Genomic DNA, 16,509 nt, shown 5'->3' on the forward strand with positions numbered 1-16,509 from the left:
TGATTGGATAAGTCAACTATTGGAGGGTTTTGTGCCGGGCACCAGCTCGTTCCTGATCGTCGCCAACCGTCTGCCCGTCGACCGGGTCGGGGAGGACATGTGGCGGCGCAGCCCCGGCGGCCTGGTCACCGCTATCGCTCCCGTCCTGCAGCGCCGCGAGGGCGCCTGGATCGGCTGGCACGGCGCCCCCGACGAGCGCCTCGACCCCTTCGAGCACGACGGCATGCACCTCATCCCCGTGCCGCTGTCGGAGCAGGAGGTCGAGCTCTACTACGAAGGCTTCTCCAACGCCACGCTCTGGCCGCTCTACCACGACGTCGTCGCCACGCCCGTCTACTCGCGCGCCCTGTGGGACGCCTACCGCCTGGTCAACGAGCGTTTCGCCCGCGCCGCCGCCGAGGCCGCCGCGCCGGACGCGGTCGTGTGGGTGCAGGATTACCAGCTGCAGCTGGTCCCCGCGATGCTGCGCAGGCTCCGACCCGACGTGCGCATCGGTTTCTTCCTGCACATCCCGTTCCCGCCCGGCGAGCTGTTCCAGCAGCTGCCCTGGCGCCGGGAGCTGCTGGAGGGACTGCTCGGCGCGGACCTCGTCGGCTTCCAGCGTCCCGGCGGGGCGGCCAACTTCATCCGCCTGTGCCGCAAGACGCTCGGCCTCCAGTACCAGAAACACGAGATCTACGTCGAGGACCGGGTGGTGCGGGCCGAGGCGTTCCCCATCTCGGTGGACTTCGGAGAGCTCGACGTCCTGGTCCGCGAGCCGCACATCGTCGCCAGGGCGCAGGAGATCCGCCGGGACCTGGGCAACCCCGAGCACGTGCTGCTCGGCGTGGACCGGCTCGACTACACCAAGGGCATCGGTCAGCGCCTGAAGGCGTTCGGGGAACTGCTCGCCGACGGCTCGATCAAGCCGGGGGAGGCGGTCTTCGTGCAGATCGCCACGCCCAGCCGGGAGCGGGTCGAGGAGTACATCCGGCTGCGCGACTCCATCGAGCTGCAGGTCGGCCGGATCAACGGAGAGCAGGGCGAGCTGGGCCAGCAGCCGGTGCAGTACCTGCACCAGTCCTACGACCGCGACGAGCTGGCCGCCCTCTACCTCGCGGCGGACGTGATGGTGGTGACCCCGCTGCGCGACGGGATGAACCTGGTGGCCAAGGAGTACATCTCCTGCCGTCACGACCTGCGCGGAGCGCTGGTGCTCAGCGAGTTCGCCGGGGCGGCCGAGGAGCTGAAGCAGGCGTTCATGGTCAACCCCTACGACGTCGACGGCCTCAAGCGCACGATGCTGACCGCGATGCGGGCCACCCCGCACGACCTGTCCCGCCGGATGCGCTCGCTGCGCCGCCGGGTCGCCACCTACGACGTGGACCGCTGGGCGCAGGACTTCCTCGCCGCACTGGAGGCCTGACCATCGGACGGTAACGGCCCGCCGCACCGGTTCCGCGCGGCGGGCCGTTACCGTCACCGACCATCGCAGACGTGCTGTCACAGGCCGTCACAGCCGCCGGGAGGGTCGTCAGGAGGCGATCTCCCTGGCCGCCTCCTTCATGGCCCTCCAGGCGTCGTAGCGCTTCCTGGCGGTGCGGGTCATCACGATCTGCGCCACCTGCATGCCCACGCCCATCACCACGGCGTAGGCGATCGCCTCGCCGAGACCGATCTCCAGCGAGTCGTGGTCCGCCGGGGGCTTCTTGCCGGTCGCCTTCTCCCAGGCGAACCCCAGGATCTTCTTGACCGCCCAGGCCGTGACGAGTCCCACCAGGCCACCGATGGCCTTCCAGGCCATGTCCTGCTTCTCCTTCTCGGAAGCCACGGGTGTTCCTCCCTCGATGATTCCCCTCGGGTAACGAACACTAGTCTGCTTCAGCGGTGGATCATGCGAAGCCATACCATTGGGTGGCATGACGAATCAGCGACCGCGCCATGCGCCCATGCCCGAGAAACCGACTCTCGACGGCCTGGAGACCGTATGGGTAGGCCGCTGGGAGGCCGAGGGCGTCTACCGGTTCGACCGCTCGCGCACGCGGGAGGAGATCTACTCGATCGACACCCCGCCGCCGACCGTCTCCGGGTCCCTCCACGTCGGCCACGTCTTCTCCTACACGCACACCGACACGATCGCCCGCTTCCAGCGGATGCGCGGCCGCGAGGTCTTCTACCCCATGGGCTGGGACGACAACGGCCTGCCCACCGAGCGCCGGGTGCAGAACCACTTCGGCGTGCGCTGCGACCCCTCCGTCCCCTACGACCCCTCGTTCCGGCCTCCCGACAAGCCGGGCAGACAGCAGATCCCCATCTCCCGGCGGAACTTCATCGAGCTGTGCGAGCGGCTCACGGTCGAGGACGAGAAGGCGTTCGAGGAGCTGTGGCGGCGGCTGGGCCTGTCGGTCGACTGGACCATGACCTACGCCACGATCGACGGCGGGGCGCGGGCCGCCTCCCAGCGGGCGTTCCTGCGCAACCTCGCGCGGGGCGAGGCGTACCTCGCCGAGGCGCCCACGCTCTGGGACGTCACCTTCCGCACCGCCGTCGCCCAGGCCGAGCTGGAGGACCGCGAGTGGCCGGGGGCGTTCCACCGGATCGCCTTCACCCGGTCCGAGGGGGAGCGGCTCTGGATCGAGACGACCCGTCCCGAGCTGCTGCCCGCGTGCGTGGCGCTGGTCGCCCACCCCGACGACGAACGCTACCGGCCGCTGTTCGGCACCACGGCCCGCACGCCGCTGTTCGGCGTCGAGGTCCCGATCCTGGCCCACCACCTGGCCGAGCCGGACAAGGGGTCCGGCATCGCGATGGTCTGCACCTTCGGCGACCTCACCGACGTCGTCTGGTGGCGCGAGCTCGACCTGCCCACCCGGGCGGTGGTCGGCTGGGACGGGCGGATCCTGGCCGAGCCCCCGGCCGGCGTGCCCGCGGAGACGTACGGCGAGCTGGCCGGCAGGACCGTCCACGGCGCCCGCGAGCGGGTCGTGGAGCTGCTGCGCGCGTCCGGGGAGATGCCGGGCGAGCCGGAGCCGGTCAAGCGGGCGGTGAAGTTCTACGAGAAGGGCGACAGGCCCCTGGAGATCGTCACCACCCGCCAGTGGTACATCCGCAACGGCGGGCGCGACCGGGCCCTGCGCGAGGCGCTGCTCGGCCGGGGCGCGGAGCTGACGTGGTACCCGCCGCACATGAAGGTCCGCTACGACAACTGGGTGGAGGGCCTGGCGGGCGACTGGCTGATCTCCCGGCAGCGCTTCTTCGGCGTGCCCATCCCGGTGTGGTACCCGCTGGACGCCGGCGGCGAGCCCGACCGCTCCGCGCCGATCCTGCCCGACGAGTCGGCGCTGCCGATCGACCCGTCCAGCGACGTGCCGCCCGGCTACACCGAGGAGCAGCGCGGCAAGCCGGAGGGGTTCGCCGGCGACCCGGACATCATGGACACGTGGGCGACCTCCTCGCTGACGCCGCAGATCGTCGGCGGCTGGGAACGGGACGAGGACCTGTTCCGGCGGGTGTTCCCGATGGACCTGCGCCCGCAGGCCCATGAGATCATCCGTACCTGGTTGTTCTCCACCGTGGTCCGGGCCCACCTGGAGCAGGGCACGCTGCCCTGGCGCAACGCGGCCATCTCGGGGTGGATCCTCGACCCGGACCGCAAGAAGATGTCCAAGTCCAAGGGCAACGTCGTCACGCCGATGGCCCTGCTGGAGGAGTACGGCTCCGACGCGGTCCGCTACTGGGCGGCCAGCGGTCGTCCGGGCACCGACACGGCCTTCGACACCGGCCAGATCAAGATCGGTCGCCGTCTGGCGATCAAGATCCTGAACGCCTCGAAGTTCGTCCTCGGTCTCGGCGCCCCTCAGGAACCCGCCCCCGGGGACGTCCTCGACCGGCCGGAGACGCCCGCCGAGGTCACCGAGCCGCTCGACCTGTCGATGCTGGCCCGGCTGGCGGAGGTGGTCGGGGAGGCCACCGAGGCGTTCGAGGCCTACGACTACACCCGGGCGCTGGAGCGGACCGAGCGGTTCTTCTGGGAGTTCTGCGACGACTACCTGGAGCTGGTCAAGGCCAGGGCGTACGGTGACGCCGGAGACTCCGGCGGCGTGGGCGCCCGCTCGGCCCGCGCCGCGCTGCGCGAGGCGCTGGACGTGATGCTCCGGCTGTTCGCCCCGTTCCTGCCGTTCGTCACCGAGGAGGTCTGGTCCTGGTGGCGCGAGGGCTCGGTGCACCGGGCGGCCTGGCCCGCGCCGGACGGCCGGGGCGGCGATCCGGAGCTGCTGCCCGCCGTGGCGGAGGTCCTCGGCCGGGTCCGCAGGGCGAAGTCCGACGCCAGGCTGTCGATGCGCGCCGAGGTCTCCCGGCTGACGGTCACCGGCGCCGGGGCCGACCTCGTCCGGCGCGCGCAGGACGATCTGTGCGGTGCCGGGGCGGTCGAGGAGTTCGTCCTGGAGCCCGGTGAGGACGACCTCAGCGTGGAGGTCGTCCTCACCTGAGCCCGCCGCCGGGTGCCTGCCGGCGATCCGTGAACGGCAATCTGGCCTTCCCGCCCAGGTTGCCGCCGTGCCGCGCGCCGTACGATCGGGAGGTAGCCGGCGAGGAGAGGACGGAACATGCCCCCAGGATGCGGCAACTGTGACTGCTATCTGGAGGACCGGGTGATCACCCGGCCGCCGGAAGAGCGCTGATCCGGGTCTGGCGACGAGGGGATCGGCCCGGGCGGCCGGTCCCCTCCGCCGTCCGGGTCCTTTTCTCCGTCCGGGTCCCTTTCGCCGTTTCGGCACTCCGGCGCACCTTCGTCGTCCCGGTACTCCGGCCCCCTGTTTTCCTCGTGCGGGGAGGATAACCGTGCGCGTTTCCGGCCGGGGCGTGACAGTCTGGAGCGCGTGATCTCGGATGGGAAGCGTCTGACGCAGCTGGTGCCACGCACTCTGCTCCGCCTGGCCGTGTGGAGCCTGTGTCTGATCATCACCGGCTGGGCCGTGTCCTACGTCGCGCAGGGCGTGGCCGCGCTGCGGATCGTGGCGCTGCCGGTGGCCATCGCGTTCCTGTTCACCGCCCTGCTGTTCCCGATCACCCGCAGGCTCCGGGCGGCGGGCATACGGCCGATCTACGCGACGTGGATCACCATGCTGATCGCCTTCGCGGTGCTGGGCGGCACCGGGTGGATCATCGGGGTGCGGGCCAACGACGAGTTCCCCCGGCTGGTCAGCCAGGTTCAGGAGACCGCCAGGGAGGTGCAGACCTGGCTCCAGGACGGCCCGCTGCACCTGCAGCCCACCCAGATCAACCAGTGGATCGACGACCTCGCCGCGCAGATCACCCAGCAGCAGACCGTTCTCACCGGCGCCACCGTGGCGCTGGAGGTGCTCGCCTCGATCGTGCTGCTGCTGTTCGTCACGTTCTTCCTGCTCAAGGACGGCGACCGGATCTGGGCCTGGTTCCTCAAGGCGTTCGGTTCCGCCACGCCCCGGGTGGACCGGGCCGGCCGGGCCGCCTGGGTGACGCTCTCGCACTACGTGCAGGGAACCGTGGCGGTGGCGGCGGTGCACGGTGTGATCATGGGCATCGTGCTCGCCGGGATGGGCGTGCCGCTCTGGGCGCCCCTCGCGGTGCTGATCTTCCTGGCGAGCTTCATCCCCATCGTCGGCATCTTCTTCGCCGGGGGAGTCGCCACGCTGGTCACCCTCGGCGCCCAGGGGCCGATCTACGCCCTGATCTTCATCGGCGTCCTGGTGGTCGAGCAGCAGCTGGAGAACCACGTGCTGCAACCGCTGATCGTCGGCCGGGCACTGAGCTTCCACCCCCTGGCGATCATCCTGGTGCTGGCGGTGGGCGGCATCGTGGGCGGCATCGCCGGGGCGGCGGTGGCGGTCCCGGTCGCGGCGGTCATCTACCGGGCGGTGCCCGAGCTCCTGCGCGACCCGCCGGTCGCCCTCCCACCGGGAACGCAACCCCTGCCGGCCGGAGACTCCGGGGCGCCACCGCTGACGCCCGTGCCGCCGACGGACCTCGTGCCGCAGGCGGATCCCGCGGAGTCCGGAAGGCCCACGAGGCCCACGAGGCCCGGGGAGGCCCCGGAACGCGCGGATCCCGCGGAGCTCGCGGAGCTCGCGGAGCTCGGCGCGCCGAGCTCCGCCGCTCCGGCGGCCCCGGGCGCCTCCGGCCCGGTGGAGGCGGCTCCGGCCACGCCGCCCGGGACCCCCGAACCCCGGTGAGTGAAGAATCGTCCCAGCACAGCCGGTAACGTTCTGCCCCGTGACCCGTTCCACCATCACCACGCCGCCACCCGGGGCGACGCTCCCGGAGCCGCTTCCCGGCGCACCCGCACCCGGCACCGCGCTCGGCTCGCACTACAGCCGCTGCTTCGGTTGCGGGGAGAAACACCCCACCGGCCTGCATCTGTCCGCCGTCACCCCCGACGGGGTCTCGGTGACCGCCGAGTTCGTCGTGGGGGAGGCGCACCAGGGCGCGCCGGGCCTGGCGCACGGCGGTGTGCTGGCCGCGGCGATGGACGAGGTCATCGGCATGTCCGTCTGGCTGTTCCAGCGTCCCTACGTCACCGGGCGGCTGGAGACCGACTACCTGGCGCCGGTCCCGGTGGGCGTCACCCTGTACCTCCGCGCCTGGTGCACCGGGATGTCCGGCCGGAAGGCATATCTTGAAGCGGAGGGGCGGATCGGCTCCCCGGACGGCCCGGTCGCCGTGCGGGCCGCCGCGCTCTTCATCGAGGTCGGCATGGAGCACTTCACCGAGCACGGTGACGCCCGGGCCATCGCCGAGGAACACCACGAGTACGAGGTGAATCCGTGACGCGCAACGTCGAGGTGCTGATCCACCGGCTCGACGCCGGGCTGCCGGTGCCGTCCTACGCGCACCCGGGGGACGCGGGCGCCGACCTGTACGCCGCGGCGGACGTCGAACTGCTCCCCGGGGAGCGGGCGATCGTGGGCACCGGGGTGGCGATCGCCCTGCCGGACGGGTACGCCGCCTTCGTCCACCCCCGGTCCGGTCTGGCCGCCAGACACGGTGTGACGATGGTCAACGCGCCCGGCACCGTCGACGCGGGATACCGGGGGGAGATCAAGGTGACCCTGATCAACACCGACACCAAGGAGGCCGTACGGCTGCGCAGGGGCGACCGCATCGCGCAGCTCGTCATCCAGAAGGTGGAGAAGGCGGCGTTCTACGAGGTGGACCGGTTGCCCGGGTCGGCGCGCGGCGCCGGCGGATTCGGGTCCACCGGTCGCTGAGCGGGCCGCCCGCGCCGGTCGGCGGCAACGGGGCCGTCGAGCGGTCAGTAATCGTCAAGGAGCGTGAGGAAGATGTTCGGACGTCGCCGCAAGGAGAACCGGCGCGCGGAGAGTCCCGACCCCGCGGAGGAGGCCGAGCAGGTCCCGGCGCGTGAGTCCGGCCCGTGGGATGCCGACGAGCCGCACTCCGCGCGTGAGCGGGTCGATCTCGGCGGGCTGCGCCTGCCGGTCGATCCCGGCTTCGAGATCCAGCTCACCGTGGAAGGCGACCGCATCTCGGGTGCGGTCATCCTCTCGCAGGAGAGCGCCCTGCAGGTGCAGGCGCTCGCCGCGCCCAAGCGGAACGGCATCTGGGACGAGGTCCGTGCCGAGGTGGCCGGGGCGGTGAAGAACGCCGGCGGCACGTGCGAGGAGCGGCAGGGCCCGTTCGGCGCCGAGCTGGACGCGCGGATCCCGGGTGAGGACGGAACCCCCCAGCCGATCCGCTACCTGGGGATCGACGGGCCGCGCTGGCTCCTGCGGGCGGCGATCAGCGGGCGCGCCGCCCTGGACGCCGAGGTGGCCGCGACGCTGGAGAACGTCATCCGCGACATCGTGGTGGTCCGCGGCGACGGGCCGATGGCGCCGCACGAGCCGATCGAGCTCCGGCTGCCCGCCGAGGCGCGGCAGGCGATGGGACAGCAGGAGCCGGGCCGGCCCGACCTCAAGCCCTTCGAGCGCGGTCCGGAGATAGCCGAGACCCGCTGACGTGTCGGATCGCGTACGCTGATTCGACACGTTCGCAAAGGAGAGGTCGTGAGTTCGCAGGAACCGCATAGAAAGCGCGGATTGCGGGGCTTCTTTCAGCGGCTGGCGACGAGCCAGGCCGAGCTGGAGGCCGACGAACTGCAGCAGAACCTCGATCGGCACGGTGCCACGCCCATCGCCTCGTGCGGTGGGCGTCGCCGCTTCTGCGTCACCGGTACACTGCGGACGGTGACCCTGCGACCCCGGGGCGGTGCCCCGGCGCTCGAGGCGGAGCTCTACGACGGCTCCGACGTGATCGACCTGATCTGGCTGGGCCGCCGGAGGATCGCCGGCATCGAGCCGGGCCGGATGGTGCTGGCCGAAGGGCTGGTCAGCCTTCAGGACGGTCGCAAGGTGATGTTCAATCCACGGTACGAGCTGCGCCCGGCGAACGGGACGTGAGCGATCGATGGGCCCGGAACCGGCGAGCTGGAAGACGATGAACGAGAAGACGACCATCTCCGAGCAGGCGGCCGCGCACGACACGGTGGAGGCCGCGATCCGGTCGCAGCTCGCCAAGGCGTTCGGCGGGATCCGCGGCGTCATCGAGGCGGCCGTGCCCACGGCCGCCTTCACCGTGATGTGGATCGTCACGGCTCAGCTCCAGCTCTCGCTGATCGTCAGCGCCTCGGCGGCGGTGCTGCTGCTGGTGGTCAGGCTGGTGCAGCGCTCGACGCCGCAGTACGTCCTCAACAGCCTGATCGGCATCGGCATCGGCTGGTTCTTCGCCACCCGCACCGGTGAGGCCAAGGACGTCTACCTGCCCGGCATCCTCTACAACGCGGGTTACTCCGTGGTGATGCTGATCTCGGTCGTCACCCGCTGGCCGGTGGTCGGCTTCCTGATCGGCTCGGTCACCGGCGACCCCACCGCCTGGCGCGACGACCCGGCCGTGGTGAGGCTCTGCTCCAAGCTCACCTGGCTGCTGATGATCCCGTGCGTGGTCCGGGTGGCGGTGCAGGCCCCCGTCTACCTGATCGGCGGGAACGACGCCGTGGCCGAGCTGGGCATCCTGAAGATCGTCATGGGCTGGCCGCTGCAGATCGCCGCCCTCGGCGCCATGATCTGGCTGCTGACCCGGGGCCGCACCCCGGTCCAGCCCGCCTCCTGACTGACCACTCCGTTCCCCGGCGCCGCCGTACGGTGAGCGGCGCCGGAAGCGTCCGCGGCCGTTACCTCGGGTGGGGGGAGAGGAGCTGGGCCAGCTCGTCCTCGACCTCCTGGCTGGCCACGAACATCAGCTCGTCGCCGGCCTCCAGCGGGTCGTCGGCGGTGGGGACCAGCACCCGGCCCTCGCGCAGGATCGCGACCAGGGCGGTGTCGGTCGGCCACGGCACCGAGCCGGCGCGCTGGCCGACCACCGGGGCGTTCTCCGGGAGGGTGAGCTCGACCAGGTTGGCCTGGCCCTGGCGGAAGGTCATCAGCCGGACCAGATCGCCGACGCTCACCGCCTCCTCGACCAGCGCGCTCAGCAGGCGCGGGGTCGAGACGGCGACGTCCACCCCCCACGACTCGTTGAACAGCCACTCGTTCTTGGGGTGGTTGATCCGGGCGACCACGCGCGGCACGCCGTACTCCGTCTTGGCCAGCAGCGAGACCACGAGGTTGACCTTGTCGTCGCCGCTGGCCGCCACGACCACCTGGCAGTCGGTCAGGCCGGCCTCGTCCAGCGAGGAGATCTCACAGGCGTCGGCGAGCAGCCACTCCGCCCGGGGCACCGAATCGATCTTGATGGCCTTGGGGTCGATGTCGATCAGCAGGACCTCGTGGCCGTTCTCCAGGAGCTCTGCGGCGATGGACCGGCCGACCGCTCCCGCGCCCGCGATGGTGACACGCATCAGTGCTCCTCCTCCGGGGCGCCGGACAGCACCTTGTTGATGCGGTCCATCTCGCTCGCCGCGGCCATGACGTGCAGGATGTCGCCCTCCTGCACCATGGAGTCGTTGCGGGGCAGCAGGGTCTCGCCCATCCGGTTGACGAAGGCCAGCCGGGTGCCCGCCGCCTCCTCCAGCTCCCTGGTCCTGGTGCCGATCCAGCCGGGGTGGTAGGCCACCTCGGCCAGCACGACCGTCCCGGTCGGGTCGCGCCAGAGCGGTTCGGCGCCCTCGGGCAGCACCCGCCGCAGGATCTGGTCGGCGGTCCAGCGGACCGTGGCCACCGTGGGGATGCCCAGGCGCTGGTAGACCTCCGCTCGCCGGGAGTCGTAGATGCGGGCCACGACGTTGTCGACGCCGAACGTCTCGCGGGCGACCCGGGCGGAGATGATGTTGGAGTTGTCGCCGCTGCTCACCGCCACGTAGGCGCCGGCGGACTCGATCCCCGCCTCCTCCAGGACGTCGCGGTCGAAGCCGACCCCGGTCACCCGGCGGCCCCGGAACCCGGCGCGCAGGCGCCGGAACGCCTGCGGATCCCGATCGATGATCGCGACCGAGTGGCCGCCGTCCTCCAGGATGTGCGCCAGGGTCGAACCCACCCGGCCACACCCCATGATCACGATATGCATGCTCCCCCGCCGGTCGAGTCGAGGCGGATCTCGTCTTCCCGATGTGCTTACTGGTCTTCCCGATGTGCTTGCTGACGCCGCTCCCGCGGATCTCCACCCTGTCACGGGCGGGCCTCCGCCGGTCACGGCACTAGCCAGTATGGCGCTGTTCTGGAGCGTCGGGTCAGTGGGGCAGGGGGTGGGCCGCTAGCATCGGCAGACGTGCCGAAAGCCACGGACCTTACCAAACGCCTGTTCATCGGGCGTGCGTTGCGCAGTACGCAGCTGCACGAGCAGCTGCTTCCCAAGCGCATCGCGTTGCCCGTGTTCGCCAGCGACGCGCTCTCCTCCGTGGCCTACGCCCCGCAGGAGATCCTCGTCATCCTCTCGCTGGCCGGGCTCTCGTTCTACAACTTCAGTCCATGGGTCGCGGCCGCCGTCGTCGTGGTGATGCTCACGGTCGTCGCGTCCTACCGGCAGAACGTGCACGCCTACCCCAGCGGGGGCGGCGACTACGAGGTCGCCAACGTCAACCTGGGCCGCAACGCCGGCCTCACGGTGGCCAGCGCGCTCATGGTGGACTACGTGCTCACCGTCGCCGTCTCCGTGGCCAACGGCGTCGACTACGTCGGCGCCACGATCCCGTTCGTCGCCGAGCACAAGCCGCTGGTCGCGATCGCCATCGTCGGCGTGCTGACACTGGTGAACCTGCGGGGCATCCGCGAGTCCGGGGTGGCCTTCGCCGTCCCCGTCTACGCCTTCATGGCCGCGGTCCTCGGCCTCATCGTCTGCGGGTTCTTCCGGCTCTACGTCCTGGGCCACGAGCTGCGCGCGCCCACCGCCGGCTACGAGATCATCGCCGAGCAGACCAACCTGACCTCCTTCGCCGCGGCCTTCCTGGTCCTGCGCGCCTTCTCCTCCGGTTGCGCCGCGCTGACCGGCGTCGAGGCCATCAGCAACGGCGTGCCCGCCTTCCGCAAGCCCAGGAGCAAGAACGCCGCCAAGACGCTGCTGATGATGGGCCTGATCGCGGTGACGATGTTCAGCGGCATCATCACCCTGGGCCTGGCCTCGGGCGTCAAGCTCGCCGAGCCCGCGTACGCGGCCCGCGACGTGCTCATCGACGGCCATCCCGCCGGGGTCGACTACCACCAGCAGCCGATCATCGCGCAGGTCGCCGAGGCGGTCTTCGGCAGCGGGTCGGTCCTGTTCTACGCCGTCGCCGCCATCACCGCGCTGATCCTGTTCCTGGCCGCCAACACGGCCTACAACGGCTTCCCGGTACTCGGCTCGATCCTCGCCCAGGACCGCTACCTCCCCCGCCAGCTGCACACCCGGGGCGACCGGCTGGCCTTCTCCAACGGCATCGTCATCCTGGCGGCCGGGGCCGCCCTGCTGGTGTGGGGCTTCCAGGCCGACGTCAGCCGCCTGCTCAACCTCTACATCGTCGGCGTGTTCGTGTCCTTCACGCTGAGCCAGATCGGCATGGTCCGGCACTGGACCCGGCACCTGAGGACCGAGACCGACCTAGGGGTCCGGCTGCGGATGCAGCGCTCGCGGGTCATCAACTTCTTCGGCGGTGTGATGACCGGCCTGGTGCTTCTGGTCGTGCTGGTCACCAAGTTCACCCACGGCGCGTGGATCGTCTGCGTGGCCATGCCGCTGCTGTTCCTGATGATGAAGGGCATCCACCGCCACTACGAGAACGTCTCCCGCGAGCTCTCGGCGGACGACCCCCAGGGGGACGAGTCGATGTTGCCGGCCCGCAACCACGCCGTCGTCCTGGTCTCCAAGATTCACAAGCCGACCCTGCGCGCCCTGGCCTACGCCCGCGCGACCCGGCCCTCCACCCTGGAGGCGGTCACCGTGGGCGTGGAGGGCGAGGAGGCCCGGGCGCTGCAGGAGGAGTGGGAACGGCGGGGCATCCCGGTGCCGCTGAAGACGCTCGACTCCCCCTACCGGGAGATCACCCGTCCCATCCTGGAGTACGTCAAGTCGCTGCGCCGCCGCTCGCCGCGCGACGTGGTGAGCGTCTACATCCCCGAGTACGTCGTCGGACGCTGGTGGGAGCACATCCTGCACAACCAGAGCGCGCTGCGCCTGAAGGGCCGCCTGCTGTTCCAGCCCGGCGTGATGGTGATCAGCGTGCCCTGGCAGCTGCACTCCTCCGACCGCCTGAAGAGCCGCCCCGAGCCCTTCGCCCCCGGCGCGGCCCGCCGTCCCCGGCACGAGACGGCCAGGCGCGAGACGGCTCGGCATGAGACGGCCCGGGACGGCGACGGCAAGGCATAACCTTTCTAGACGGCTCTGCGGCAGCAGGGAGGCTCGCACAGGCGACACGACGACACGACGGGACGACGGGGACGATGGCGATTGAACTGACGGTGGGACCGGTCGCGCACGGCGGCTGGTGCGTCGCCCGCCACGAGGGCCGGGTGGTGTTCGTCCGGCACGCCCTCCCCGGTGAGCGCGTCCTCGCCGAGGTCACCGAGGAGACCACGCGTTTCCTGCGGGCCGACGCGGTGGAGATCGTCGAGGCGTCCCCCGACCGGGTCGTCCCGCCCTGCCCCTTCGCCGGTCCCGGCCGCTGTGGCGGCTGCGACTGGCAGCACGCCTCCCTGGAGGCGCAGCGGCGGCTGAAGACCGAGGTGGTCGCCGAGCAGCTGCGGCGCCTGGGCGGGATCGAGTGGAAGGGACAGGTCGAGGAGGTCCCCGGCGCCCCCGACGGCCTGGGCTGGCGCACCCGCGTGCAGTTCGCCGTGGAGCGGGACGGCGCGCTGGGCCTGCGCCGCCACCGCTCCCACGACATCGAGCCGGTGGACGCCTGCCTGATCGCCCACCCCGAGGTGGAGAACGTCGGCGCGGAGATCATGAACTGGCGCGGCGCCTCCTCCGTCGAGGTCATCGCCTCCTCCACCGGGGACCAGGCCGTCGTGGTCTCCCCCAAGCCCCGCCGTACGGTGGCCATCCCCGACCTCGACGACAGCGTGGCCGTCTTCGTGAACGAGGGACGTGGCCGCACCCGCACGGTGCACGGCCACCACCACGTCACCGAGCGCGTCGGCGGCCGGGACTTCCGCGTCACCGGGAGCGGCTTCTGGCAGATCCACCCCGGTGCCGCCGCCACCCTGCTGGAGGCGGCCATGGAGTTCGCCGATCCGAAGCCGGGGGAGTGGGCCCTGGACCTCTACTGCGGCGTCGGCCTGTTCGCCGCGGCCCTGGCGGAGGCGGTCGGTCCCGAGGGCGCCGTGTTCGGCGTGGAGTCCGAGCCCGCCGCCGTCCGCGACGCCGAACGCAACCTGCGCGACTTGCCCCAGGCCCGGATCGCCCGGGGTTTCGTGGAGGACGCACTCGACCGCTACGGAGTCGAACGCGCGGACCTGGTCGTCGTCGACCCGCCCCGCACGGGCCTCGGCCGCGAGGTCGTGGACCGGGTCGCCGGGCTGGAGGCGTCCCGCATCGTCTACGTCTCCTGCGATCCCGCCACCCTGGCCCGCGACCTGTCCTGGTTCGCCGAGCGCCGTTACCGGCTGGCCGGGCTGCGGGCCTTCGACGCCTTCCCGATGACCCACCACGTGGAGTCCGTGGCCCTGCTGGTCAGCGAGTCGATCTAGGCTCTGACCCGGAGCCGCGCAGCACATCACCCCGGGGGACCCCCGGGTGGTCCTCCTCCGGTTCCGCGCACGGGATGCGCACGACGGTGGAAGCGTCCCGGAAGGCCGCGGGAGAGTCCTGTCACAGCGGGGGTGAGCTCAGCAGGCGCAGCACGTCGAGTGACGGGGTGGCGCCCCGTGTGGAGAGCCAGGCCAGGTCGTGACGGGTGGCGAAGTCCACGAGTTTGCGGGCGTCGGCGGGGGACAGATCGCCGGGGCTGACCAGGACGGGGGTGAGGGCGACCAGGCCCGAGGCGGTGGGCGCACCCAGGGCCTCGGCGACCTGCGGCTCGGCGGCCCGGACCGCCGCGGCGACGGGGCGCAGGCGGCTCTGGCCGGCGTGGGCGGGCCGGATCGGGACGAGGAGGTTGACGGCGGAGATCCGGACCCCGGCCTCCCGGGTGGTCCGCACCATCATCTGGTCACGCGGGGACAGGCCCGTCCCGGTCGCGGGGAGGGTGAAGCTCACCGTGAGGGGGCGCCCGGCGCCCCGGAACTCCCGCTGCAACGCCGTGATCGCCTCGGCGCGCCGCACGATGGCCGCGTGGTCGGCCGAGTCCTGGACCTCGAAGTCGACATGGGTCGCGCCGTGGACGCTCACCGCCTGGCGGTAGGCGGAGGCGAGGGAGCCCGGCGAGGCGCAGGCGGAGGCGAGCTCCCTGCCCATCGGGCCGCCGAAGACCAGCCCGGCCTCGCCGCCCATCGCGCGCAGGAGGTCCAGCCGGGCCGTGACCGGGACGGTGCCCGGGTCCTGGACACCGCCCCACCCGGGGGTGCAGCCGTTCCGGCCGGCGGTGAGATGGCCGAGGACGAACCAGCGGGCGTCCCCGGGCCGGACGGTCCGGGGCAGGTCGAAGAGCGGCTCGCGGACCGCGTCGACGAACGTCACGAAGCCGGACGGTCCACCGGGAGCCGGGGAGAGCGGGGACGCCGGGGAGTCGGAGGCGGCGCCCGGCGGGCTCACCGGAACGCCGGAGCCGGAGGCGGACCGGGCCTCGGCCGCGGGTTCGCCGGAGACGACGGACCTGCGCCCGGCCGGGGAGCCGCCGCCGGACGCGGGCTCTGCGCCCCCGGAGTGCGCGGCCTGGGCGGGCGTGGCCCACTCGTCGGTCTCGGTCGGCAACATCCAGACCGCGGCACCGGTCACCGCGGCCAGGGCGACCGAGGCGAGCGCGGTGAAGGAGCGGGGGAGAGTGCCCGGCTCGCGGGCATGGCGAGCGGCGGGACGGTCTGTCGCCAGGGGCATGTGCCTCCACCTTCTCGACGACACCGGCTTCTTGGACGACCTTTGGGACGACACCGGACGATCGCTTAAGGTGCTCGTTCAATTACCCAGAGCACCGGGAGTTCGAACGTTAGCAAGCGGTCGCGCCGCGCCGTGAGCTTTCTGCGGATGGCGTCCGGAGTGCCCGGATAATAGGGGCCATGAAGTTGAGGATCTTCACCGAGCCGCAGCAGGGCGGCACCTACGACGAGCTGCTGGCGGTCGCGCGGACCTCGGAGCGGCTGGGGTTCGACGCCTTCTTCCGTTCCGACCACTACATGCGGATCGGGCCGGGCGACCACGGCTCCGGATCGACCGACGCCTGGCTGACTCTCGCGGGCCTGGCCCGGGAGACCTCCACGATCAGGCTCGGCACGCTGGTCACCCCGGCGACCTTCCGGCTGCCCGGGGTGCTGGCCATCAGCGTGGCCCAGGTGGACCAGATGAGCGGCGGCCGGGTCGAGCTGGGCCTGGGCACCGGCTGGTTCGATGCCGAGCACACGGCGTACGGGGTGCCGTTCCCGCCGGTCAGCGAGCGTTTCTCCCGGTTCGAGGAGCAGCTGGAGATCCTCACCGGCCTCTGGACCACTCCCGTGGGCAAGACCTTCTCCTTCGAGGGCTCCCACTACCGGCTCGCCGACTCCCCCGCCCTGCCCAAGCCCGTGCAGAGCCCCCGGCCGCCGATCATCATCGGCGGGTTCGGGGCGCGGCGGACGCCGAGGCTGGCCGCCCGCTTCGCCGACGAGTACAACCTGCCGTTCCGCACCCTTGAGGACACGGCCGTCGGCTTCGACCGGGTCCGGGAGGCGTGCGAGGCGCAGGGCCGGTCCTCGATCGTGTTCTCGGTCGCGCAGACCGTCTGCGTCGGCTCCGACGACGCCGAACTCGCGCGCCGGGCCGGGGCCATCGGGCAGGATGTGGCCGACCTGCGGGCCGGAGGGCTGGCGGGCACACCCGCCGAGGTGGTCGAGAAGATCGGGAAGTTCGCCGAGCTGGGCGCCGAGCGGGTCTACCTGCAGGTGATGGACCTGGGCGATCTGGACCACCTGGAGCTCATCGCCGCCGAGGTCCTGCCGCACGTGTAGCGCGATCGCATGA

15 protein-coding genes are annotated in these 16,509 nt (G+C 71.7%); 11 read left to right on the plus strand and 4 right to left on the minus strand.

Annotated features, from left to right (window positions below):
* Positions 1-31: 31 nt before the first annotated feature.
* Positions 32-1,405 (plus strand): alpha,alpha-trehalose-phosphate synthase (UDP-forming), encoded by a 1,374-nt coding sequence (locus tag IEZ08_RS03915; protein ID WP_068925100.1) that lies wholly within the window; start codon positions 32-34, stop codon positions 1,403-1,405.
* 108 nt (positions 1,406-1,513) lie between these two features.
* Here IEZ08_RS03915 and IEZ08_RS03920 read toward each other — a convergent pair whose 3' ends face one another.
* A complete protein-coding gene (locus tag IEZ08_RS03920) occupies positions 1,514-1,810 on the minus strand; it encodes a DUF4235 domain-containing protein (protein ID WP_084780439.1) in 297 nt (98 codons plus the stop codon).
* 88 nt (positions 1,811-1,898) lie between these two features.
* Between IEZ08_RS03920 and valS the strand changes: the two genes are divergently transcribed.
* The 7 genes from valS (at position 1,899) to IEZ08_RS03955 (ending at position 9,123) form a co-directional block, all read left to right on the plus strand.
* Positions 1,899-4,469: a valine--tRNA ligase gene (valS, locus tag IEZ08_RS03925; RefSeq protein WP_068925098.1), complete on the plus strand. Its 2,571-nt coding sequence runs from the start codon at positions 1,899-1,901 to the stop codon at positions 4,467-4,469.
* A gap of 423 nt (positions 4,470-4,892) precedes the next feature.
* On the plus strand, positions 4,893-6,191 hold the full coding sequence (locus IEZ08_RS03930) for an AI-2E family transporter (protein WP_229802903.1): 1,299 nt from the start codon (positions 4,893-4,895) through the stop codon (positions 6,189-6,191).
* A 40-nt stretch (positions 6,192-6,231) separates the two neighbouring features.
* A complete protein-coding gene (locus tag IEZ08_RS03935; protein ID WP_068925096.1) occupies positions 6,232-6,786 on the plus strand; it encodes a PaaI family thioesterase in 555 nt (184 codons plus the stop codon).
* The gene (gene dut, locus IEZ08_RS03940; protein ID WP_068925094.1) at positions 6,783-7,226 is read left to right on the plus strand and encodes a dUTP diphosphatase; all 444 of its coding nucleotides are present in this window, start codon (positions 6,783-6,785) and stop codon (positions 7,224-7,226) included. The genes IEZ08_RS03935 and dut overlap by 4 nt, the downstream gene beginning before the upstream one ends.
* 72 nt (positions 7,227-7,298) lie before the next feature.
* Entirely contained in the window at positions 7,299-7,973 is a 675-nt protein-coding gene (locus IEZ08_RS03945; RefSeq protein WP_068925092.1) for a DUF3710 domain-containing protein, read from the plus strand.
* 48 nt (positions 7,974-8,021) lie between these two features.
* Positions 8,022-8,414: an OB-fold nucleic acid binding domain-containing protein gene (locus tag IEZ08_RS03950; RefSeq protein WP_068925091.1), complete on the plus strand. Its 393-nt coding sequence runs from the start codon at positions 8,022-8,024 to the stop codon at positions 8,412-8,414.
* Positions 8,415-8,451: 37 nt separating this feature from the next.
* Entirely contained in the window at positions 8,452-9,123 is a 672-nt protein-coding gene (locus tag IEZ08_RS03955) for a DUF3159 domain-containing protein (protein ID WP_068928986.1), read from the plus strand.
* 61 nt (positions 9,124-9,184) lie between these two features.
* On the opposite strand, the gene IEZ08_RS03960 is transcribed toward IEZ08_RS03955, so the two are convergent.
* Both IEZ08_RS03960 and IEZ08_RS03965 read right to left on the minus strand, forming a co-directional pair.
* On the minus strand, positions 9,185-9,850 hold the full coding sequence (locus IEZ08_RS03960; RefSeq protein WP_068925089.1) for a potassium channel family protein: 666 nt from the start codon (positions 9,848-9,850) through the stop codon (positions 9,185-9,187).
* Positions 9,850-10,515: a potassium channel family protein gene (locus tag IEZ08_RS03965; RefSeq protein ID WP_084780435.1), complete on the minus strand. Its 666-nt coding sequence runs from the start codon at positions 10,513-10,515 to the stop codon at positions 9,850-9,852. The genes IEZ08_RS03960 and IEZ08_RS03965 overlap by 1 nt, the downstream gene beginning before the upstream one ends.
* Positions 10,516-10,716: 201 nt before the next feature.
* Between IEZ08_RS03965 and IEZ08_RS03970 the strand changes: the two genes are divergently transcribed.
* Both IEZ08_RS03970 and IEZ08_RS03975 read left to right on the plus strand, forming a co-directional pair.
* Positions 10,717-12,786 carry an APC family permease gene (locus IEZ08_RS03970; protein ID WP_189241689.1) on the plus strand — a complete coding sequence of 690 codons (2,070 nt, stop codon included), beginning with the start codon at positions 10,717-10,719 and terminating at the stop codon, positions 12,784-12,786.
* Positions 12,787-12,860: 74 nt separating this feature from the next.
* Positions 12,861-14,108: a class I SAM-dependent RNA methyltransferase gene (locus IEZ08_RS03975; protein ID WP_189241690.1), complete on the plus strand. Its 1,248-nt coding sequence runs from the start codon at positions 12,861-12,863 to the stop codon at positions 14,106-14,108.
* Between the two features lie 121 nt (positions 14,109-14,229).
* Here the strand turns inward: IEZ08_RS03975 and IEZ08_RS03980 are convergent, their stop codons facing one another.
* Complete coding sequence (locus IEZ08_RS03980) at positions 14,230-15,393, minus strand: glycoside hydrolase family 18 protein (RefSeq protein WP_189241691.1); 1,164 nt, start codon at positions 15,391-15,393, stop codon at positions 14,230-14,232.
* A 179-nt stretch (positions 15,394-15,572) separates the two neighbouring features.
* On the opposite strand from IEZ08_RS03980, the gene IEZ08_RS03985 reads away from it, so the two are divergent.
* The gene (locus IEZ08_RS03985; RefSeq protein ID WP_068924929.1) at positions 15,573-16,496 is read left to right on the plus strand and encodes an LLM class F420-dependent oxidoreductase; all 924 of its coding nucleotides are present in this window, start codon (positions 15,573-15,575) and stop codon (positions 16,494-16,496) included.
* The last annotated feature ends 13 nt before the right edge of the window (positions 16,497-16,509 follow it).

The organism is Planobispora rosea (assembly GCF_014648175.1).
In the GTDB taxonomy this organism is placed as follows: domain Bacteria; phylum Actinomycetota; class Actinomycetes; order Streptosporangiales; family Streptosporangiaceae; genus Planobispora; species Planobispora rosea.